Raw genomic sequence first — 20,866 nt, forward strand, 5'->3', positions numbered from 1 at the left:
TCCGGTCGCATGACCGAGCCCATTCCCGCCCCACGTCCGATCAGCACCCAGGAACGGGAGTTCATCGCGAACGTCGAGAGCTCGCTGCGTCCCGCGTTGCTCGACGCGATCGTGCACGACCTGGGGCCGTCCGGCCGGCCCGCGGCGGAGCTCTCCAGCCAGTTGGCGGCCGCCTTGCCGGGGGAGCGCCTGCAGACGGTTGTCGAGGCGACCATGAATTCCAGCCGTCACTTCGACCGCGTGCCGGCGGACGATCGGACGGCGACCGCGGGACGGGCGGCGCTGGCCATCGCCACCCAGGTCGACGCTCGCCTGACGGTCGAAGCCGGCGACAGCCGGCTCGGTCGATTGGCCGGCCGGGCGGCTGACCGCGTCCTGCGCGGCGAGTACGAGACCGTGGCACACGAGGCGGGGGACGAGGCACACCTGGTCATGAGTGGCGCGATCACGCGAGCCCACTTTCAGGAGTTGGCAGACGTCCAGCGCCATGCCGGCGCCGGCGTCGTCTCGCCGACCACCCGCCCCGCTGCTGAGTCCGCCAACGAGTCCACCAGCACCGCCCCCGCCCAGCCGTCGGCCGCACGCGCGACCCGCCCCCAAGCCCAAGGAACTGCACGCGACTGACCACCGCCGCCGAGTCGTGAATTATGGTCGCCCAGCGCAACCACAATCCACGACTCGGAGATCGGGGGCCGAGCCGTTCGCCACGACTCGGTGGTCAGTCGGTGCCGGACTCCATCGCGGCGCGGTCGAGGAGCTCGTCCTCTTCCGTCGCTTCGCCGCGGGAAGCGATGGCTTCGGCGCCGCCCGTCGGGAGCTCGCCGATCAGGTCGGTGGAGGAGGCGAGCGCCGGGTTGGAGCTGCCGAACATCCCGAGGCCGGCGTACTGCTCCAGCTTCGAGCGGGAGTCGGCGATGTCCAGGTTCCGCATCGTCAGCTGACCGATCCGGTCGACCGGGCCGAACGCCGAGTCCTCGATCCGCTCCATCGACAGCTTGTCCGGGTGGTAGCTGAGCGCCGGGCCGGTGGTGTCGAGGATCGAGTAGTCCTCGCCCCGCCGGAGCCGCAGCGTGACCTCGCCGGTGACCGCCGTACCGACCCACCGCTGCAGGGACTCCCGCAGCATCAATGATTGTGGGTCCAGCCAACGACCTTCGTACATCAGCCGCCCGAGCCGCCGGCCCTCGTTGTGGTAGTTCGCGATCGTGTCCTCGTTGTGGATCGCGTTGACCAGCCGCTCGTACGCCGCGTGCAGCAGCGCCATCCCCGGCGCCTCGTAGATGCCCCGGCTCTTCGCCTCGATGACGCGGTTCTCGATCTGGTCGGACATGCCCAGGCCGTGCAGGCCGCCGATCGCGTTCGCCTCGAGCACCAGGTCGACCGCGGAGCCGAACTCCTTGCCGTTGATCGTCACCGGCCGGCCCTGCTGGAAGCCGATCGTCACGTCCTCGGCCTCGATCACGACCGATGGGTCCCAGTGCTTCACACCCATGATCGGGTCGACGGTCTCGAGCCCGGTGTCGAGGTGCTCGAGCGTCTTCGCCTCGTGCGTCGCACCCCAGATGTTGGCGTCGGTGGAGTACGCCTTCTCGGTGCTGTCCCGGTACGGCAGGCCGTGGGTGACCAGCCACTCGGACATCTCTTTCCGTCCGCCGAGCTCGTGCACGAACTGCGCGTCCAGCCACGGCTTGTAGATCCGCAGCTGCGGGTTCGCGAGCAGGCCGTACCGGTAGAAGCGCTCGATGTCGTTGCCCTTGAACGTCGACCCGTCGCCCCAGATCTGCACGTCGTCGTCCAGCATCGCCCGAACCAGCAGCGTGCCGGTCACGGCCCGGCCGATCGGGGTGGTGTTGAAGTACGTCCGCCCGGCCGACCGGATGTGGAACGCGCCGCACGCCAGCGCCGCGAGCCCTTCCTCGACCATCGCCGAACGGCAGTCCACCAGCCGCGTGATCTCGGCGCCGTACGCCGTCGCGCGGCCCGGCACCGACTCGATGTCAGGCTCGTCGGCCTGCCCGAGATCGGCGGTGTACGTGCACGGGATCGCACCCTTGTCCCGCATCCACGCAACCGCAACCGACGTGTCGAGACCCCCAGAAAAGGCAATCCCGACCCGCTCACCAACCGGCAAAGAAGTAAGCACCTTGGACACAGGAAAAGTATGCACCCTCCTGCATGATTATGCAAAGCGGCCTCGACCTGCCCGCTCTCGCGCCGTCGTCTCAGGGGTCAACCCCGGAGTTGGTGGGTTGCGGACCCAGATTTTCGGGGGCCAACCGGCCATTTGAGGGGTCAACCCTCAAATGGCGAGCAGGGGAGTTGGGGCAGGCCCCGCCGCCTGCACCGCCTGCACCGCCTGCACCGCCTGCGCCGCCTGCGCCGCCTGCGCCGTCGTCTCAGGGGTCAACCCTCGAGTTGGTGGGTTGCGGACCCAGATTTCCGGGGCCAACCGGCCAACTGAGGGGTCAACCCCTCAAATGGCAAGCGGGGAGTTGGGGCCGGCCCCGCCGCCTACGCCGCACACCTGCGCCGCGCACAGCCTGCGCCGCCTCTGTTGCGCCGTCGTCTCAGGGGTCAACCCCGGAGTTGGTGGGTTGCGGACCCAGATTCTTGGGGGCCAACCGGCCAACTGAGGGGTCAACCCCTCAGATGGCGCGCAAAGCAGTGGAGGCCGGCCCGCCGCCTGCGCCGCGCACGCCTGCGCCGCCTGCGCCGCTCCCTTGCGCCGTCGTCTCAGGGGTCAACCCACCATCTGAGGGGGGTGGAGGGTGGGCGTGGTCAGCGTGGCTGGTGGGGCTGGTGGGGTGGGTGGGGGAGGATGGGGGTCGGTTGAGGGGAGTGAGGCTTCGGATGATGGGGCGGTCGCATGCGTTGTCGGGGTGGTGTGCGGGGCTGGCGGTGGCGCCGTTGGTGGGGTTGACGTCGGTTGCGGAGGTGGTGCCGTTCGCGGCAGCCACTGCTGGGTACGCGTTGCTGCCAGACCTCGACCACCCGGGAGCGAGTGCGTCGCGGTTGCTCGGCCCGGTGACCGAGCTGGTCTCAGGTGCGGTACGGGCGTTCTCCGGCGTGCTCTACAACCTGACCAAAGGCCCACGCGACGAGGAGGGCACAGGCAAGCACCGTCACGCGACCCACACGCTCGCGGCGGCAGTCTTATTAGGCTTCCTCGCCGCCAACCTCGGTGACCGCGGCAAGTGGGCCGTCCTGGCCGTCGCGGTGACCGGTCTGGTGCTCGCGGCTGACGTGCTGGGGGACTGGATCATCCTCGCGGTCCTCGCCGCAGCCGGCTGGTCCGTCGTCGGCACGGCCGATCCGCTCACACCATTGCCCGGTACGGCGGCAGCTGACGCAGTACAAGCAGGTCTGGCACAGATCGGCAGTTGGATCGGTGTCGCTGTAGCGGTCGGCATGTTCGTCCATTGCCTGGGTGACAGCCTCACCCGCTCCGGCTGCCCATGGCTCTGGCCGCTCCCGATCCGTGGCGAGACCTGGTACGAACTCCGTCTCCCGCGCCCCCTCCGCTTCAGCACCGACAGCTGGGTCGAGCGGCTGCTAGTCGCCCCGATCCTGCTGGTCGTCGGCGTACTCCTTCTGCCCGGAGCCTTCCATGCGGTCAAGCAACTCTTCGACGCAACCCAGATCTGGATCGCCGGTCAGTCCTGAAGCCGACCGCTCAGGTACGACGGCACGCCGCGCGACTCGAGCGCCGCCGCGAATCTGCGCTGGTTGCGCACCCCCGGCCACGCCTCCAGCAAGAACAACGGCAACGCGAGCACAAGGCCGATCAGCACGACCCAGAAACTCTCCACCACGAACGCGAGTGCGACCGACACCAGGAACACCGCCTCGCACATCGCGAAGCGCGTGAAGGTAGAGGTCGTGAACCGCCGCCACGAATCCGCCTCGATCTCGGCCGCCGACCGAGCGGAGTACTCGAGCGGCGGAGTGCGGAAGCCGACCAGTTCGCAGATCGAATACGCGCCGACGGCTACGGCAAGCACTACAAGCGGGACCCAGCTCGCCGGGAAGTCGCCGATACCGTCGGTGGCGAGAACGAACCACAGCACGAGGGTGATCAACGGCATCGCGGAAGCCATTGTGGCACAGACCATAATCAGGCTTTGGCGGGCGGCTGGAGCGGCGGCAGATGTCGACACGCCGGTGAGACTAATGCATCCGAAGTCACAAGATCTGGACGGAATGCAGTCATCTGATCACGCAGAGTATTTCCAGAAGTTTTTCCGGACTTTTTTCGAAGAAGCTGTAACGACTCCTGGGGCGGGCCCGATAGGACGAGTGAGCCTGGTGGCTGCCCGGACCCCCGAGCGGACAGCCACCAGGCCTACCCATTTCTCCGGGGCTTGGGAGCGGTAATCTGAGGGCCATGTCCTCGCCAGAATCCACGCCCTCGTCGACGCTGCCGTTCGGCCGTCTGACGACCGCGATGATCACGCCGTTCCGTCCCGACGGGTCCCTCGATCTCGACGCTGCCCAGAAGGTCGCCAAGCACCTGGTGGACGGCGGGAACGACGCCCTCGTGCTGAACGGGACCACCGGCGAGGCGCCGACCACCTCCGACCAGGAGAAGGTCCAGCTGATCGAGGCCGTCCGCGAGGCCCTCGACGGCCGCGCGAAGATCGTCGCCGGTGTCGGCACGAACGACACCGCGCACACGATCGAGTGCGCCAAGCAGGCCGAGGCGGCCGGAGCCGACGGTCTGCTCGTCGTCACGCCGTACTACAACAAGCCTCCGCAGGACGGGCTGCGCGCGCACTTCACCGCGGTCGCCGACGCCACCGGCCTGCCGAACATGCTGTACGACATCCCCGCCCGGGCCGGGGTGGCGATCAAGACCGAGACGCTGATCGCGCTCGCCGAGCACCCGCGGATCGTCGCGGTGAAGGACGCCAAGGGCGACATCGCCGGGACCACCAAGGTGCTGGCGAACACTGATCTGTTCTACTACTGCGGTGCCGACGAGCTGAACCTCGCTTCGCTGGCGATCGGCGCGGTCGGTATCGCGAGCGTGGTGGCCCACGTCGCGAGCCGCGAGTACCGGCAGCTGATCGACGCCGTGGTGGCCGGCGACCTTGCCACCGCACAGGAGATTGATCGACGGCTGGTGCCCGCCGTCGAGACGATCATGACCAAGACCCAGGGCGCCATCATGGTGAAGGCCGCGCTGAAGCTGGCCGGCGTCATCGAGCACGCGACCCTCCGGTTGCCGCTGGTTGAGGCGACCGCCGAGCAAGTGGACTGGCTCACCACCGACCTCAAGACGGCAGGACTGATTGCATGAGCCATCCCCATCCAGATCTCGACGCGCCCGGACCTCTGACTCCGGGCGCTTTGCGGGTCATCCCGCTCGGCGGCCTCGGCGAGGTCGGCCGGAACATGACCGTGTTCGAGTACGACGGCAAGCTGCTGATCGTCGACTGCGGCGTACTCTTCCCGGACGAGAACCAGCCCGGCGTGGACCTGATCCTGCCGGACTTCGAGCCGATCCGGGACCGGCTCGGCGACGTCGTCGCGGTCGTTCTGACGCACGGCCACGAGGACCACATCGGCGGGTTGCCCTACCTGCTGCGTGAGCGGGGCGACATCCCGGTGGTGGGATCGCAGCTCACGCTCGCGCTGCTCGAGGGCAAGCTGAAGGAGCACCGGCACCGCAACGTGCCGCAGCAGATCGTGGCCGAGGGGGAGACCCTGCAGATCGGCCCGTTCATCTGTGAGTTCGTCGCGGTCAACCACTCGATCCCGGACGCGCTCGCGGTCGCGATCAAGACGCCGGCCGGCGTCGTACTGCACACCGGCGACTTCAAGATGGACCAGCTGCCGCTGGACAACCGGATCACCGACCTGCGCGCGTTCGCGCGGCTCGGCGAGGAGGGCGTCGACCTGTTCATGGTCGACTCCACGAACTCCGAGGTGCCCGGCTTCACCACCCACGAGCGCGACATCGCGCCGGTGCTGGACCGGGTCTTCACCAACGCGAAGAACCAGCGGATCATCGTCGCCTGCTTCGCCTCGCACGTGCACCGCGTGCAGCAGGTGATGGACGCGGCCGTGAAGCACAACCGCAAGGTCGCGTACGTCGGACGCTCGATGGTCCGCAACATGGGCGTCGCCCGTGATCTCGGTTTCCTGAACGTCCCCGGCGACACGCTGATCGACATGCGCGAGCTCGACGACTACCCGCCGGAGCGGGTCGTGCTGGTCTCGACCGGTTCGCAGGGCGAGCCGATGTCGGCGCTGTCCCGGATCGCCGCGAACGACCACAACGTCGTACACCTGCAGCCCGGCGACACCGTAGTACTCGCGTCGTCGCTGATCCCGGGCAACGAGAACTCGGTGTACCGGGTGATCAACGGCCTGATCCGGCACGGTGCGAACGTGATCCACAAGGGCAACGCGCTCGTGCACGTGTCCGGTCACGCCAGCGCCGGCGAGCTCCTGTACTGCTACAACATCGTCAAGCCGCGCAACGTGATGCCCGTGCACGGCGAGGTCCGGCACCTGCACGCGAACGCCGACCTGGCGGTGCAGACCGGCGTACCGCGGGAGAACGTGGTCGTCGTCGAGGACGGCGTGGTGGTCGACCTGATCGACCGCAAGGCCGTGGTGGCGGGCAAGGTCGACTGCGGGTACGTGTTCGTCGACGGCTCGACCGTCGGCGACATCACCGAGACCTCGCTCAAGGACCGCCGGATCCTCGGTGACGAAGGGTTCATCTCGGTCATCGCGGTGATGGACTCGGTCACCGGCAAGCTGACCGCCGGGCCGGAGATCCAGGCGCGCGGGTTCGCCGAGGACGACACTGTCTTCGACGACCTCAAGCCGAAGATCGAGGCCGAGATCGAGAAAGCGATCGGCGGCGGGGTCGACGACATGTACCAGCTGCAGCAGGTGATCCGCCGGGTGGTGGGCAAGTGGGTCAGCGATACCCACCGCCGCCGCCCGATGATCATTCCGGTTGTGGTCGAGAGCTAGGCACTACTCGGTGTAGCGTTCGGCGCGAGCTATCGAAAGGGTGGGCCGGCGATGAGTGTCAGCGGGGTGAACGGGACGGGTCAGCGCCGGCCCACGATGAAGGAGGTCGCCGCCCGGGCGGGGGTCGCACTGAAGACCGTCTCCCGGGTGGTGAACGAAGAGCCGAACGTGAGCCCTGAGCTGACCGCGAAGGTCCAGGCCGCGATCAAGGACCTGAACTACACACCGAACGAGTCCGCCCGGATGCTGCGCCGCGGCAAGACCGGGACGATCGCCGTCGTCATCCGTGACATCGGCGACCCGTTCTTCGCCTCGCTCGGCCGAGCGGTCGAGCTGTGGGCGCGCTCGTCCGGCTCGGTGGTGATGATCGGGCTGACCGACGAGGATCCGGAGCGGGAGAGGGACGTCTGCCTCGAGTTCGTCGCCCGCCGGCCGGACGCGCTGATCATGGCGCCGATCGGCGAGACCCAGGAGTACCTCGCGCCGCATGTCGACGCCGGGATGGCGGTCGTCACGATCGACCGTCCCGCCCACGGCATCGAGGCGGACGCCGTGCTCGCGGACAACGCCGGCGGGATCGACCAGGCGATCGATCACCTCGTCCGGCAGGGGCATCGCCGGATCGCGTACCTCGGTGACGACGAGCGCATCTTCACCGCGCGGGAGCGCGTCGTCGCGTACCGGGCTGCGATGGCCCGGCACCGCATCGAGGTGGACGAGGACCTGGTCCACCTGTCCGAGCCGACGACCGAGGGCATCGGCATCACGCTGTCCGCAGTACTGGATCGGGCCGAGCCGGCGACTGCGTTGCTGTCGGCAAACAACATGACGACGGCCGAGGTACTGCGTGGCTTGGCCGGCCGCCGCGATCGGGTCGCGCTGGTGTCGTTCGACGACCTGGCGCTGGGGGATCTGCTCAGCCCGGGTCTGACCGCGGTCGCGCAGTCGGCCGACGTGATGGCGCGGACCGCGATCCAGCTGATGACCGAGCGCCTGCCGGAGCCGCACCGGCCCGGACGCACGGTCCGGGTCCCGGTGAAGCTGACGATCCGGGGCTCAGGCGAGATTCCCCCGCGTTGACCGGAGTTCGGCCGCGAGCGGGCAGTCGAACGGGTCGCGGGCCCGCAGGCCGACGTTGTTGAGGTAGTCGACGACGATCCGGTACGACCTGAACAGGCCGACCTCGGAGTACGCGATCCCTTGGAGTTCGCAGTACTCGCGCACGATCGGCTGCACCCGCCGGAGCGTCGGCCGCGGCATGCTGGGGAACAGGTGGTGCTCGATCTGGTAGTTGAGCCCGCCCATCGCGAAGTCGGTGAGGATGCCGCCGCGGATGTTGCGCGACATCAGCACCTGCCGGCGGAGGAAGTCGAGCTTCGACCCGGCCGGGACGATCGGCATGCCCTTGTGGTTCGGGGCGAACGCGGCGCCGAGGCAGACCCCGAACACCGCGAGCTGCAACCCGAGGAACGCAGTGGCCTTTCCTGGCGGCAGCAGCACGTAGAGCGCAGCGACGTACGCCGTGATGCGTGCGGCGACCACGATCGCGTCGATGCGGTCCGCGCGGCCGGCGTCCTTGCGCAGCAGGTGTCGCAGGCTGGATGCGTGCAGGCCGACGCCTTCGAGGGTGAGGAGCGGGAAGAAGAACCAGCCTTGCCGCGCGGCGAGCCACCGGCCGATCGGCCCGCGGTCGACGACCGCCTCGGGCGTGAAGGCGAGCACCTTGAGCTGGACGTCGGGATCACGGTCGGTCTGGTTCGGTGCGGCGTGATGTTTGTTGTGCTTGCTGCGCCACCAGCTCGCGCTCATGCCGAGGATGCAGCCGGCCAGGATGCGCGCGGTCCAGTCGTTGCGCGCGTTCGAGTGGAAGATCTGCCGGTGCGCACTGTCGTGGCTGAGGAAGGCGACCTGCACCAGGACGAGCGCCAACGCGCCCGCGAGCCAGAGCTGGTGCCAGGTGTTGCCGAGCACGATCATGCCCGCTACCACCCCGAGCAGGGCGCCGCCGACGATGCCGATCCGGGTGAAGTAGTAGCCCTGCCGGCGGCGGAACAGACCCAGTTCACGCACGGTCCGCAGGAGATCCGTGTACATGCTGACGTACTGCTGCTGCGCGCTCACGCTGGCCAGAGTGAGGTCGTGGCGTGACGCCGGGCGTGCGGCCAGATGGCCCGGCGAGGTCTGCTTGGCAAAGTGCTACCCCCGGTAGGTCGCAACAAGCGGGCATTCGAACGGGTCGCGGGCCCGGAGCCCGACGTTGTTCAGGTAGTTGACGACGATCCGGTACGACGACGGCAGGCTGACCTCGGTGTACTTCACTCCGTGCAGCTCGCAGTACTCGCGCACGATCGGCTGGACGCGCCGCAGGGTCGGGCTCGGCATGTTCGGGAACAGGTGATGCTCGATCTGGTAGTTGAGGCTACCCATTGCGAAGTCGGTGAACACTCCGCCGCGGATGTTGCGCGACATCAGCACCTGGCGGCGCAGGAAGTCGAGCTTCATGGTGGCCGGGACGAGCGGCATCCCCTTGTGGTTCGGCGCGAATGAACCGCCCAGGCAGATCCCGAAGATCGCGAGCTGCAGCCCGAGGAACGCTCCCGCCTTGCCGATCGGCAGCAGGAGGAACAGCACGGTCAGGTACCCGGCCAGGCGGCTGACCACGATCGCCGCCTCGATCCGCTCGACCTTGGTCGCCGAACGGCGGAGCAGGTGCTGCACGCTCGCGACGTACAGGCTGAGACCTTCGAGCGTGAGCAGCGGGAAGAACAGCCAGCCCTGGCGACGGGTCAGCCAGGCCTGGAAGCCGGTGCGCCGGCCGACGTGCTCCGGGGTGAACGCGATGACGCCGATGTCGATATCCGGGTCCTTCTTCAGCTGGTTCGGCGCCTGGTGGTGCCGGCTGTGCTTCGACCGCCACCAGCTCGCGCTCATGCCGACGAGTCCGCCGGCCAGCAGTCGCGCGGTCCAGTCGTTCCACTTCGCGGAGTCGAAGATCTGCCGGTGCGCGCTGTCGTGGCTGAGGAACGCGACCTGGGTGAGCACGAGCGCCAGCGCACCCGCCATCAGCAGCTGGAGCCATGAGTTGCCGAGCAGACCGAAGCCGACCCAGACCCCGATGAACGCGGCCACGACGAGGCCGATCCGGATGAAGTAGTACCCCCGACGTCGTCGCAGCAGCCCCAGTTCGCGGACGGTGCGGAGCAGGTCGGTGTACAGGTTCGTATATCTGTGTTGAGCCCGTAACGGGTCGTGGTCTTCGGCAAGCAGCTGTGACATGAGAAACACTCCGGTTCCAGTAGTGCATCGGTCGATGCGCTACCAGGTCCGGGGCAGCGTCACGAGAAAGGTGCTGTGGCACTCAACGGAACCACGTCGAGTAGTCGCACACAAGTTGGCGACAGGCTCCCCGGGCGATTTGATACCCAGTTCGCCCGGCTTTCACCTGACCGTCATCAGCGGGGCGCACCTTCGGGTCATGAAACTGAGCCGCCGCCAGCTCCTGGCCGCATCCACGGTCGCCGGAGCCTCCCTCGCCGTACCCGGGATCGCCTCCGCCGCCCCGAGCCTGGTCCGCCGCGACCGGCCCACGCTGCCTTCAGGCATCGCAAGTGCCGACGTGACGCCGTCCTCGGCCGTCGTCTGGTCGAAGACCGACCGGCCCGGCCGGCTCGTCGTACAGCTGGCGAGCCACGGCCGTTTCGACCGGGCGATCCACCTGCGCGGCCCGAAGACCTCGGCCGACGACGACTTCACCGCGCGGCTGCCGCTGCGCGGTCTGCGGCCGGGGCAGCGGTACGACTACCGCCTGGGCTTCGAGGACGCGAACGGCCGGATCGGCGAGACGCTCGACGGCTCGTTCACCACCCCGGGCCGCAACCGGCCGGTTTCGTTCGTGTTCACCGGCGACACCGCCGGCCAGGGCTACGGCATCAACCCGGAGCTCGGCGGGATGATCGCGTACAAGGCGATGCACGAGACGCGGCCGGACTTCTTCCTGCACTCCGGCGACAACATCTACGCCGACGGTCCGATCGCGGCCGAGCTGAAAGTTGCCGATGGCACCGTTTGGAAGAACGTCGTGACCGAGGAGGTCTCGAAGGTCGCCGAGACGCTGGCCGAGTATCGCGGCCGGTACAAGTACAACCTGATGGACCAGAACGTGCGCGCCCTGTACGCCGACGTACCGCTGGTCGCGCAGTGGGACGACCACGAGACGCTGAACAACTGGTACCCGGGGGAGATCCTCACCGACGACCGGTACACCGAGAAGCGCGTCGACGTGCTCGCGGCGCGGGCGAAGAAGGCGTTCCTCGAGTACCTGCCGATGGAGCACGTGTCCGGGCGTGACCGGATCTATCGCAAGGTGAGCTACGGGCCGCTGCTCGACGTGTTCTGCCTGGACATGCGTACCTACCGCGGCGCGAACCCGGTGCCCTCGACCGTCGGGCCGGTCGCCATGCTCGGCGCCGAGCAGGCTGCCTGGCTGGTGCGCGAGGTCGCGGCGTCGCGGGCGACCTGGAAGGTGATCGCGAGCGACATGCCGCTCGGCCTACTGGTGCCGGACGGCGACCTGATCGAGGCGGTCGCGAACGGTCTGCCCGGCGGTCCCGGCGGCCGCGAGCATGAGATCGCGTGGGTGCTGAGCCAGTTCAAGAAGCACAAGGTGCGGAACGCGGTCTGGCTGACCGCCGACGTGCACTACGCGGCCGCGCACCATTACGACCCGTCCCGCGCGGTGTTCACCGACTTCGACCCGTTCTGGGAGATCGTCGCCGGTCCGATCAACGCGGGCACCTTCGGACCGAACGCGCTCGACCCGACCTTCGGCCCGGAGGCCGTCTTCGTCAAGGCAGCCGACTTCGCGAGCCAGTCGCCGGCCAGTGGCAACCAGTTCTTCGGTCACACCAGCATCGACCCGCGGACCGGCGTCTTCTCGGTCTCGCTCCGCAACCTGTTCGGCGACGTGTTGTGGAAGAAGGACATCACCCCGGCCCGCCACTGAGCTGGGCCCGTCGGACTCACCCGGCTCCGGTGCCTGCGCGGGATGCCGCCCACCGGAGCGGGTGAGGACGACGCCGGCATCGAGTTAGGTTGGGCCCATGACCGCTTTCCCCGAGAGCCGCCGCGACGATGTGGTCGAGATACTGCATGGGCAGGAGATCGCCGACCCGTATCGCTGGCTGGAAGATCCTGACTCACCTGACACCCAGGACTGGGTCCGCAGGCAGAACGAGTTCACCGAGACCGAGCTCTCCGGGTATCCGGAGCGGGCGTGGTTCCAGACCACGATGTCCGCGATTCTCGCGCGGCCGCGGGCAGGTGTCCCCGCCAAGAAAGCAGGCTGGTACTTCGTCGGCCGCAACGACGGCACGCAGGCCCAGGACGTCATCTACGTCGCCGAGTCGCTCGACGAACTGCTCTCCGGCGGCCGGGTGCTCATCGATCCGAACACCCTGTCCGAGGACGGCACCGACTCGCTCGGCACGTTCACGGTCAGCCCGGACGGCAAGTACTTCGCGTACGGCATCAACGAGAGCGGCAGCGACTGGACGACGTTCCGGCTGCTCGACATCGCCAGCGGCGAGCCGGTGGACGACGTGGTCACGCAGTCCAAGTTCAGCGAGGCGGTCTGGCTGCCGGACAGCTCGGGCTACCTGTACCTGCACTACCCGGTCAGCGACGGCAGCGAGGGCACCGAGACGAGCGGCCTGAGCAGCGGGCGGCTGACCATGCACAAGATCGGCACGCCGCAGTCCGAGGACACGCTGGTGCTGCACTTCGAGGAGCAGAGCACCTTCATCTCGACGGAGGTCAGCGACGACGACCGGTACGTCGTAGCGCTGATCACTGAGGGCACCGACCCCGCGGCCAAACTGTGGCTGTTCCCGATCACGTCCGACGGCCTCGGCGAGCCGATCAAGGTCGTCGACGAGTACCGGGACGAGATCCTCTTCGTCCGGATGTCCGGCGACCAGCTGGTGCTGCAGACGGATCGTGACGCCTCCCGCGGCCGCGTGGTGCTGTCGACGCTGGACGGCGACTTCACCGACCTCGTGCCCGAGGGCGAGTCCACGCTGCAGGCGGTCAGCCCGACCGAGCACGGGTTCGTCACGCTGACACTGGTCGACGCGCAATCCGTCGTGACCGTCTACGCGCTCGACGGCTCCGGTGCGCGGCAGGTCGAGATCTCCGACGGCGCCGTGGTCGGTCTCAACTCCTCTGCCAAGAACGCCGACTTCTTCGTCGGCCTGTCCACCGTCACCGACCCCACGCTCTCGTACGTCGTCTCTGCCTCGACGGGTGCAGCGCGTGCGCTTCCGGAGCTGGTCCGCGGCACCAGCACCTTCACGCCGCCGGCCGTCTCCGTGGAGCGCCGAGTCGCACCAGGGCGCGACGTGCCGTACTTCGTCATCACCCGCTCCGACCTCGACTACAGCGCCCCGCGCCCGACGCTGATGTGGGGGTACGGCGGTTTCCGCATCCCGATCCAGACCGACTACCGCCCCGGCTGGTCGGGCTGGCTGGCCGCTGGAGGAGTGCTGGTGATCACCAACCTGCGCGGCGGCGGTGAGTACGGGAGCGACTGGCACGACGCCGGCCGGTTGAAGAACAAGCAGAACGTCTTCGACGACTTCATCGCGGTCGCTGAGCACCTCCAGGAGACCGGCGTCACCACGTCCGACCAGTTGGCCATGCACGGCCGCAGCAACGGCGGACTGCTCATCGGAGCGGTCATGACCCAGCGGCCGGACCTGTTCAAGGTCGCGCTGCCCGGTGTCGGAGTGCTGGACATGCTCCGCTTCCACAAGTTCACAGTGGGTGCTGCGTGGGTCTCCGACTTCGGATCGCCGGAGGACCCTGAACAGTTCCAGGACCTCCTGGCCTACTCGCCACTGCACCGCGTGGCAGAGGGTACGGCGTACCCCGCGACGCTGGTGGTCACCGGTGATCACGACGACCGCGTCGTACCGCTGCACAGCCACAAATACATCGCTGCCCTGCAGCACGCCCAGTCCGGACCCGCGCCGATCCTCACCCGGGTAGAGGTCAACACCGGCCACGGCTTCGGCAAACCTGCCGCGATGGTCGCGGCCGAGTGGGCCGACCTCCTGGCGTTCGCTGCGCACCACACCGGACTACGGGTGGGGTAGCCGGTCGGTATTTTGCCGGATGCCTGCTCAGGGTGGCGGCTGGTGGACTCGTTCGCACCAGTTCCCACCCCGAGCAGGGAGGCAGCCCGATGAGCGACGTACCCGATGCCGGCAGCGACCTCAGGATCGAACGCCGGGTCCGCGAGTTCCTGACCGAGCTGAACAAGAACCCCGACCCGTTCTGGCTGCTGCCCGGCGACCAGGTCCGGGCGACGCTGAGCGGCCTGCAGGCGACCGTGCCGGTCGACCTGGGCGGGGTCGACGTCACCGAGCAGGACATCGAGGTCGACGGCGTACGGACCAAGCTGTACATCCAGCGCCCGTCCGGAGTCGACGGTCCACTGCCGGTCGTGCTGTTCCTGCACGGCGGAGTCTGGATCGCGGGCGACTTCGACAACCACCAGCGTCTGACGCACGACCTCGTCACATCGACTGGGTATGCGGTGGTGTTCGTCGAGTACACACCGATCCCCGATGCCGTCTTCCCGACGCAGCTCGAGGAGTGCTACGCGGCACTGCAATGGATCGCTAGCGAGGGTTCAGGTGCCGGACTCGACGCGAGCCGGTTGGCCGTCGCGGGCAACAGCGTAGGCGGCAACCTCAGTGCCGCGCTGACCATGTATGCGCGCGACCACGACGGCCCGGAGATCAAGGTCCAGCTGCTGCTCTACCCGGCTACCGACGCTCGCTTCGACACCGAGTCGTACCAGGAGTTCGCCGACGGACGGTTCCTTCCACTGGACTTCATGAAGTTCGGCTGGGACGTCTATGCGCCGGACGAGGCCACCCGGCGCAACCCGTACGCCGCGCCGCTGCAAGCACGTCCGGACCAGCTGCGGGGTCTGCCGCCGGCGGTCATCCACACCTCGGGCAACGACGTACTGCGGGACGAGGGCCAGGCCTACGGGCACAAGCTGGACGAGGCCGGCGTCGACGTGGTCTCGGTGATGTACGTCGGGCAGATCCACGACATGGCGCTGCTGAACCCGATTCACGACCTGCCGTCGGTGCGGGCCGAGTTCCGGCACGTGGCGGCGGATCTGGCGCACTACCTCGAGTGAATCTGGCATATTCTCGCCCCTGAGATGGGGACCCTGCCGGCTGAGCTCACCAGCTTCATCGGACGTCGCCAAGAGCTGCGCGACGTCCGGGCCGTCTTGTCCACCGGCCGGCTGGTAACGCTGACCGGGCCGGGCGGTGTCGGTAAGACCCGGCTCGGGCTGCGGACCGCGGCGCAGGTCGCCCGGACGTTCCCGGACGGCGTCTGGCTGGCGGAGCTCGCGGTCGTGCAGGACCCGGCCGATCTCGCCCGGACGGTCAGCGCGGCGTTCGGGCTTCGGGACGCGGACGACGATCCCGTCGGCCGACTGACCAAGTATCTGGAGGACCGGGCGCTGCTGCTGGTTCTGGACAACTGCGAGCATCTGCGCGACGCGTGCGCCGAGCTGATCGAGCTGCTCCTCAAGGCAGCGCCCGGGATCCGCGTGCTCGCGACCAGCCGGCAGCGTCTCGGCGTACGCGGCGAGCGGGTGTACTCGGTGCAGCCGCTCGCGGAGATCACCGAACTGTTCGAGGACCGGGCAGCCGCCGTGGGCTGCAGGATCGACGCCGCCGACCGGGCACAAGTCGTGGAGATCTGCCGCCGGCTGGACGGGATCCCGCTCGCCGTCGAGCTGGCCGCTGCCTGGTTGCGGGTGCTCTCGGTCGACGACCTGCTGGCGCGGATGGAGACGCTGGCACCGGGCCGAGCAGAGATCCTGGACTGGAGCTGGGAGCTCTGCACGCCGGCGGAGCGGTTGCTCTGGTCCCGTTTGTCCGCGTTCGTGGGCGGCTTCGACCTCGCGGCCGCGGAGTCGGTCTCTTGTGCGGACCTCGAGGTGCTCTCCGGTCTGGTCGACAAGTCCATCGTGCAGTCCGTCGGCGGACGTCTCCAGCTGTTGGAGACGGTCCGCCAGTACGGCTTGGAGCGGCTGCGGGCGGACGGCTCGGCGGACGCCGTACGCGTGCTGCACCGGGACCACTACCTGCGACTGGCCGAGCGGTACAGCCGGGACTGGACCCGCGCGAACGCACAGATCGAGGCGCACCGGTTCACGGAGCCGGAGCATGCCAATCTCCGGGCGGCTCTCGAGTTCAGCCTGAGCACACCGGGCCAGGAGGCGACCGGGCTGCGGTTGGTCGTCGCTCTGCACTACCACTGGTTGTTCTGCGGACACCCGGCTGAGGGCCGGCACTGGCTCGAGCGCGCATTGGAGCAGAATCCGGGGCCGAGCCATGACCGCGCGCAGGCGTTGTGGATGTGTGCCTTCGCGCGTTGCCTGACCGGTTACGCCTCGACCGTCCGTCCCTACGGCGTCGAGGCTGAGGCCTGGGCACGGGACAACGGCGACGACGAGGTGCTCGCCCACGCCCTGCTGGTGCTGGGAGGCTACTGGTTCCTGACCGGGGACGGTTCGCGATGCGAGCCGCTGTTCGAGCAGGCGATCGAGCTGTTGGAGGCCACCGGCCGCCCGAGCAGTGTGCTGCTTCAGCTGCACTCGGCGCTTGCCCAGCCGTATGTCTGGCAGGGACGCGCCTTGGAGGGTTTGGAGCTGGCCCGGCGCGGGCTGGAACTGTGTGAGGCCAGCGGCGAGCAGTTTGCCCGGAGCAGCCTGCTGTTCGCGCGTTCGCTGGCTCAGTGGGCGTTGGAAGCGTACGCCGAGGCGGAGGCTGGACTCGTCGAGGCCGTCAAGCTGGCCCGCACGTTCAACGACGTACTCGGAACGGTCATCGCGGTCGAGGTTCTCTGCTGGGTGAAGGCTGCCCAGGGAGAGCACAGCCGTGCGGCTGAGCTGCTGGGGATCGCGGACCGGATCTGGTCGACCGGAGGCGCGAGCCCGATGCTGGGGTCACTCCACATGCGCGAGGCACACGACACCTGCGCGGCCGAGGTCAGCGAGGCTCTGGGCGCCGAGCGGTACCGGGTCGCCTTCGAGCGTGGGGCAGCGTTGGCGGCAGACTTCGACCGCGCGATCACGGCTGTCGTCGGCGCTGGACCGGCTTCGGTGGGTTCCGGCCGGACAGGTGGTCCGTTGAGCGCCCGGGAAGAGCAGGTGGCCGAGCTGGTGGGGCAGGGGATGACGAACAAGGAGATCGCTGCCCGCCTGGTCATCAGCCGGCGGACAGCCGAGTCTCATGTCGTGCACATCCTGGACAAGCTGGGGTTCAGTACGCGCAGTCAGATCGCGTCGTGGGTGGCTCAGCGGTGATGTCCGTCATTCCCGCGTCGGCGCTGGATGTCCGGCTTGGAAGTGAGGACGGCCTGCGGGCGTCGGCTGCTCACCTTTCGCAGGCGTGCTCCTGAGCAGTAGGAGGCTGGGTCACCAGATCCGCGGAGCGTCGAGGTCGCGGGGGTCGTCGGACGGCTGACAGCCGTGCGCGGTCTCCGCGTACTCCGCCCGCGGACCACTCGTGGCCAGCGTGCGTACTGCGTCGACAAGCCGATCCACGTGCTCGCGCGTCGTCCCGAGGCCGAGGCTGGCGCGGACCGCCGTACCGTGCTCGGGGGAGTCGGCGAGGAGATGGCCGACGAGCGGGTGCGCGCAGAACTTGCCGTCGCGTACGCCGACGCCGTACTCCGCGCTGAGGGCCGCGGAAACCAGCGTGGAGGTCAGACCGGCGATCGTGAAGCACACCGTGCCGACCCGGTCCGCGTCCTCACCGAAGATCGAGTACGTCGTGACGTTGTCGATCTGGGCCAGCCCGGTCCGCAGACGGGCCAGCAGGCTGCGCTCGTGCTGCTCGATCGCGTCGCGGTGCTTGCTGATCGCGGCGCAGGCACTCGCCAGAGCAATCGCTCCGATGACGTTGGGGGAGCCGCCCTCGTGCCGCGCCGGACCGGTCGCCCACACCACGGTGTCCTCGGTGACGGCATGCGTCGCGCCACCGCCGTACAGGTAGGGATCTGCGGCGTCGAGCCAGTCGGAGCGACCGATCAGCGCACCGGCGCCGTACGGCGCGTAGAGCTTGTGACCCGACAGCGCGACCCAGTCGACATCCAGGGTGGAGATGTCGACCGGACGGTGCGGCGCCAGCTGTGCCGCGTCCAGACAAACTCGTGCACCGTGGGCCTTGGCCACCTTGGCGATCTCCGCGATCGGGAAGATCTCGCCAGTGACGTTCGAGGCGCCGGTGATCACGACGAGGCGCGGACCCTCAGGCGCCTGGCGGAGTGCGTCGGCGACGCTCGTCACGGCATCGGTCTGGCTGGTCGGCGCTGTGAGGCGAACAGTCCGCTCCGCCGGCCAGGGGAGAAGCGCGGCGTGGTGCTCGGACTCGAACACGATCACGGTCGCGTCCGCCGGCACCGCACGGGCCAGCAGGTTGAGCGCGTCGGTGGTCTGCCGGGTGAAGATCACCTGGTCGTCGGAGCGCGCGCCGACGAAGGCGTGCACCTCTTCGCGAGCCCGCTCGTACCACTGTGTGGTGATGCGCGACGCGTATCCGTTGCCACGGTGCACCGACGCGTACGACGGCAGCGCCGCCTCCACGCTGGCCCGCACCGACTCCAGGCACGGCGCGCTGGCACCGTGGTCGAAGTTCGCGTAGTCCGTGACCCGGCCGTCGGACAGCGGGACCAGGAGGTCCGATCCGACCGTGGCGGGGATGCTGCCGGTGACGAGGCGGGCGACCGTCGGCCGCGCAGTCGTCGTGCTGGCAGGCTCGAGGATGGACAAGATCGACATGCTGCTGCTCCCAGGAAGTCCGCACTTGCCGAGCGGGGTATCCGCACGGCCTGGTCTTCACCCGGGGCACCCCACCGCGGAGGAGGGTTGCCGGCCAGCGAGCCGGGGCTTGTCGCTGACACTCATGACCTGCCGAGTACGGTAACGAACCGGCCACGAGGACCGCCAGTGCCTATCTCATATTCCGGGACTAGCGCACATATTCTGAGACGGCGCACACTGGTGGGCATGATCGGACGACTGCACCACCTCGCGATCGACTGCCCGGAGCCGCTCGAACTGGCGCGGTTCTACTCGGCGCTGCTCGGCAAGCCCATCACCTACCAGAGCGACGACTGGGTGGTTGTCGCCGACAACGACCACACCTCAGGCCTGGGCTTCCAGCGCGCCGTCGATCATCGGCGCCCGCAGTGGCCGGACCCGGAGCGGCCACAGCAGATGCATCTCGACGTCATGGTCGACGACGTAGAGGCGGCCGGGCCGGAGGTGCTCGCACTCGGCGCCCGGAAGCTCGCCGGGACGGTGTACGAGGATCCGGCCGGTCACCCGTTCTGTCTGATCCCGCGCCCGGGCTGGGCTCCGCCGGTGAACGCCTGATCGATTTCGCCGTCGGCGTTGCTGACGTGTTGGATGGGCGCCATGACGTTGGATGCCGCTGTGTGGAGAGCACCTGCTGTCGAGCGACCGGATGGCTCGCTGACCGCACCCGAACGCGAGCTGCTGCAGGGCTATCTGAACTTCTATCGCACCACGCTGCTGTTCAAGTGCGCCGGGCTGACCGCCGAACAGCTGGCCGAGCGGCCGTCACCGCCGTCCAACCTGTCGCTGCTCGGCCTGATCCGGCACCTCACCAAGGTCGAGCGGATCTGGTTCCGCATCCACTTCGCCGATGCACCGGCCGAGCCGCTGTTCGCGCCCGAGCTCGGCAAGGACTCGGACTTCGAGCTGATCGACCCGGCCGACGCGCAGGCGGCGTACGAAGGCCTGATCGCGGAGTGGAAGCTCTCCGACGAGGCCGCCGCCGATCACTCGCTGGACGACCGCTTCACGTTCGGCGGGACCGAGTCGACGCTGCGGATGATCTACATCCACCTGATCGGTGAGTACGGCCGGCACTGCGGCCACGCCGACCTCTTGCGAGAGCAACTCGACGGCACAACGGGCGCGTAACACGACCTCCAGCACTTCTAGGCTGCCGCCGTGCCGTTCACCCTCGTCCACCCCGCGGCCGTCCTTCCACTGATCCGGCGGCCCTTCGTGGCCTCGGCCCTGGTCGCCGGCGCAGTGGCTCCGGATCTGCTGTACGTCGACCCGATCTACCGGCTCGCCACGCAGCACATCAACGGCAACTTCACGCTGACCCTCACCCACGAGTTCACCTCGGCGCTCTGGCTCGATCCGCTCCTGGCGCTCCTGATGCTCGGGATCTACAACGTCGTCGTCAGGCGCCCGCTCACCGCACTGGCTCCCGCGGCCCTCGCCGCGCGCCTCCCGGCTGCCCCTTCCGTGGGCCGGGCCACGCTCGTGTGGAGCCTCGTGTCTGCGATCCTCGGCGCAATGACCCACGTCGTGTGGGATTCCTTCACCCACGGTGACGGGTACTTCGTCCGACACTTCCCCGGGGTCTTCCGCGCCGCAGTGACGCCGGCGTGGGACGTGAACCGCATCCTCCAGTACGTCAGCACGCTCGGCGGCTGCCTCGTCCTGGCCATCTGGCTCTACCGCTGGTACCGCCGTACGACGCCGTCGGTCACTCCCGGTGACCTCGTCGCGCCGCGATTTCGGTACGCGGCGGTCCTCTTCGGTCTGCTGCTGGCCGCCACGGGCGCCATCGTCGAAATCGGTCGCGCCGACGGCGAGCTGAGCGGCGAGACGGCCGTTCGGCTCGCGCTTTCCGGTCTCGTCTCCGGCGGGCTCGCGGCGGTCGCGTCGTACGTGGTCGTCTGGCACCTGATGCGCTTCCGGAGGCGCGTGGTCACGCTGTGACGCTACGGATGGGGC

The 20,866-nt window shown here is 68.6% G+C and carries 17 protein-coding genes and 1 riboswitch; of the genes, 12 read left to right on the forward strand and 5 right to left on the reverse strand.

Translation table 11 applies throughout. The annotated features are described in order from the left end of the window. Window positions 1-9 precede the first annotated feature (9 nt). Window positions 10-624, forward strand: a complete 615-nt coding sequence (locus EV653_RS05155) for a hypothetical protein (protein WP_134098431.1) — start codon at window positions 10-12, stop codon at window positions 622-624. 94 nt (window positions 625-718) lie between these two features. On the opposite strand, the gene argG is transcribed toward EV653_RS05155, so the two are convergent. Next, window positions 719-2,152: an argininosuccinate synthase gene (argG, locus tag EV653_RS05160; RefSeq protein ID WP_134098433.1), complete on the reverse strand. Its 1,434-nt coding sequence runs from the start codon at window positions 2,150-2,152 to the stop codon at window positions 719-721. A 701-nt stretch (window positions 2,153-2,853) separates the two neighbouring features. Here argG and EV653_RS05165 point away from each other — a divergent pair. Beyond that, on the forward strand, window positions 2,854-3,663 hold the full coding sequence (locus EV653_RS05165; protein ID WP_134098435.1) for a metal-dependent hydrolase: 810 nt from the start codon (window positions 2,854-2,856) through the stop codon (window positions 3,661-3,663). Here EV653_RS05165 and EV653_RS05170 read toward each other — a convergent pair. Beyond that, window positions 3,654-4,085 carry a hypothetical protein gene (locus tag EV653_RS05170; protein ID WP_134098437.1) on the reverse strand — a complete coding sequence of 144 codons (432 nt, stop codon included), beginning with the start codon at window positions 4,083-4,085 and terminating at the stop codon, window positions 3,654-3,656. The two genes, EV653_RS05165 and EV653_RS05170, sit on opposite strands and share 10 nt — an antisense overlap. Before the next feature lie 299 nt (window positions 4,086-4,384). Between EV653_RS05170 and dapA the strand changes: the two genes are divergently transcribed. The 3 genes from dapA to EV653_RS05185 are packed head-to-tail and all read left to right on the forward strand — an operon-like array spanning window position 4,385 to window position 8,070. Next, a complete protein-coding gene (dapA, locus tag EV653_RS05175; protein ID WP_134098439.1) occupies window positions 4,385-5,299 on the forward strand; it encodes a 4-hydroxy-tetrahydrodipicolinate synthase in 915 nt (304 codons plus the stop codon). Then, window positions 5,296-6,990 (forward strand): ribonuclease J, encoded by a 1,695-nt coding sequence (locus EV653_RS05180; protein WP_134098441.1) that lies wholly within the window; start codon window positions 5,296-5,298, stop codon window positions 6,988-6,990. Before dapA ends, EV653_RS05180 begins: the two co-directional genes overlap by 4 nt. 51 nt (window positions 6,991-7,041) lie before the next feature. After that, a complete protein-coding gene (locus tag EV653_RS05185) occupies window positions 7,042-8,070 on the forward strand; it encodes a LacI family DNA-binding transcriptional regulator (protein ID WP_134098443.1) in 1,029 nt (342 codons plus the stop codon). On the opposite strand, the gene EV653_RS05190 is transcribed toward EV653_RS05185, so the two are convergent. Continuing rightward, the gene (locus tag EV653_RS05190; protein WP_238159576.1) at window positions 8,047-9,111 is read right to left on the reverse strand and encodes a fatty acid desaturase family protein; all 1,065 of its coding nucleotides are present in this window, start codon (window positions 9,109-9,111) and stop codon (window positions 8,047-8,049) included. The genes EV653_RS05185 and EV653_RS05190 overlap by 24 nt on opposite strands. Window positions 9,112-9,186: 75 nt before the next feature. Next, window positions 9,187-10,266: a fatty acid desaturase family protein gene (locus EV653_RS05195; RefSeq protein ID WP_134098445.1), complete on the reverse strand. Its 1,080-nt coding sequence runs from the start codon at window positions 10,264-10,266 to the stop codon at window positions 9,187-9,189. Window positions 10,267-10,465: 199 nt separating this feature from the next. Between EV653_RS05195 and EV653_RS05200 the strand changes: the two genes are divergently transcribed. From EV653_RS05200 to EV653_RS05215, 4 genes are all read left to right on the forward strand, one after another. Continuing rightward, window positions 10,466-11,992, forward strand: coding sequence for an alkaline phosphatase D family protein (locus tag EV653_RS05200; RefSeq protein WP_134098447.1), 1,527 nt, complete (start codon window positions 10,466-10,468; stop codon window positions 11,990-11,992). Between the two features lie 97 nt (window positions 11,993-12,089). Further along, complete coding sequence (locus EV653_RS05205; RefSeq protein WP_134098449.1) at window positions 12,090-14,141, forward strand: prolyl oligopeptidase family serine peptidase; 2,052 nt, start codon at window positions 12,090-12,092, stop codon at window positions 14,139-14,141. A gap of 89 nt (window positions 14,142-14,230) precedes the next feature. Then, complete coding sequence (locus tag EV653_RS05210) at window positions 14,231-15,202, forward strand: alpha/beta hydrolase (protein WP_134098451.1); 972 nt, start codon at window positions 14,231-14,233, stop codon at window positions 15,200-15,202. 24 nt (window positions 15,203-15,226) lie between these two features. Further along, on the forward strand, window positions 15,227-17,389 hold the full coding sequence (locus EV653_RS05215) for an ATP-binding protein (protein WP_134098453.1): 2,163 nt from the start codon (window positions 15,227-15,229) through the stop codon (window positions 17,387-17,389). Between the two features lie 111 nt (window positions 17,390-17,500). Here EV653_RS05215 and EV653_RS05220 read toward each other — a convergent pair whose 3' ends face one another. Next, window positions 17,501-18,865 (reverse strand): aminotransferase class V-fold PLP-dependent enzyme, encoded by a 1,365-nt coding sequence (locus tag EV653_RS05220; RefSeq protein ID WP_134098455.1) that lies wholly within the window; start codon window positions 18,863-18,865, stop codon window positions 17,501-17,503. Window positions 18,866-18,881: 16 nt separating this feature from the next. Beyond that, a riboswitch (SAM riboswitch) is annotated at window positions 18,882-18,995 on the reverse strand. Between the two features lie 98 nt (window positions 18,996-19,093). Here EV653_RS05220 and EV653_RS05225 point away from each other — a divergent pair. Genes EV653_RS05225 through EV653_RS05235 form a run of 3 tightly spaced genes read left to right on the forward strand, consistent with a single transcriptional unit; the run spans window position 19,094 to window position 20,851 of the window. Next, window positions 19,094-19,462 carry a VOC family protein gene (locus tag EV653_RS05225; RefSeq protein ID WP_134098457.1) on the forward strand — a complete coding sequence of 123 codons (369 nt, stop codon included), beginning with the start codon at window positions 19,094-19,096 and terminating at the stop codon, window positions 19,460-19,462. A gap of 42 nt (window positions 19,463-19,504) precedes the next feature. Beyond that, the gene (locus EV653_RS05230) at window positions 19,505-20,035 is read left to right on the forward strand and encodes a DinB family protein (protein ID WP_134098459.1); all 531 of its coding nucleotides are present in this window, start codon (window positions 19,505-19,507) and stop codon (window positions 20,033-20,035) included. Between the two features lie 30 nt (window positions 20,036-20,065). Next, a complete protein-coding gene (locus EV653_RS05235; RefSeq protein WP_134098461.1) occupies window positions 20,066-20,851 on the forward strand; it encodes a DUF4184 family protein in 786 nt (261 codons plus the stop codon). The last annotated feature ends 15 nt before the right edge of the window (window positions 20,852-20,866 follow it).

Source organism: Kribbella pratensis (assembly GCF_004365355.1).
Taxonomy (GTDB): domain Bacteria; phylum Actinomycetota; class Actinomycetes; order Propionibacteriales; family Kribbellaceae; genus Kribbella.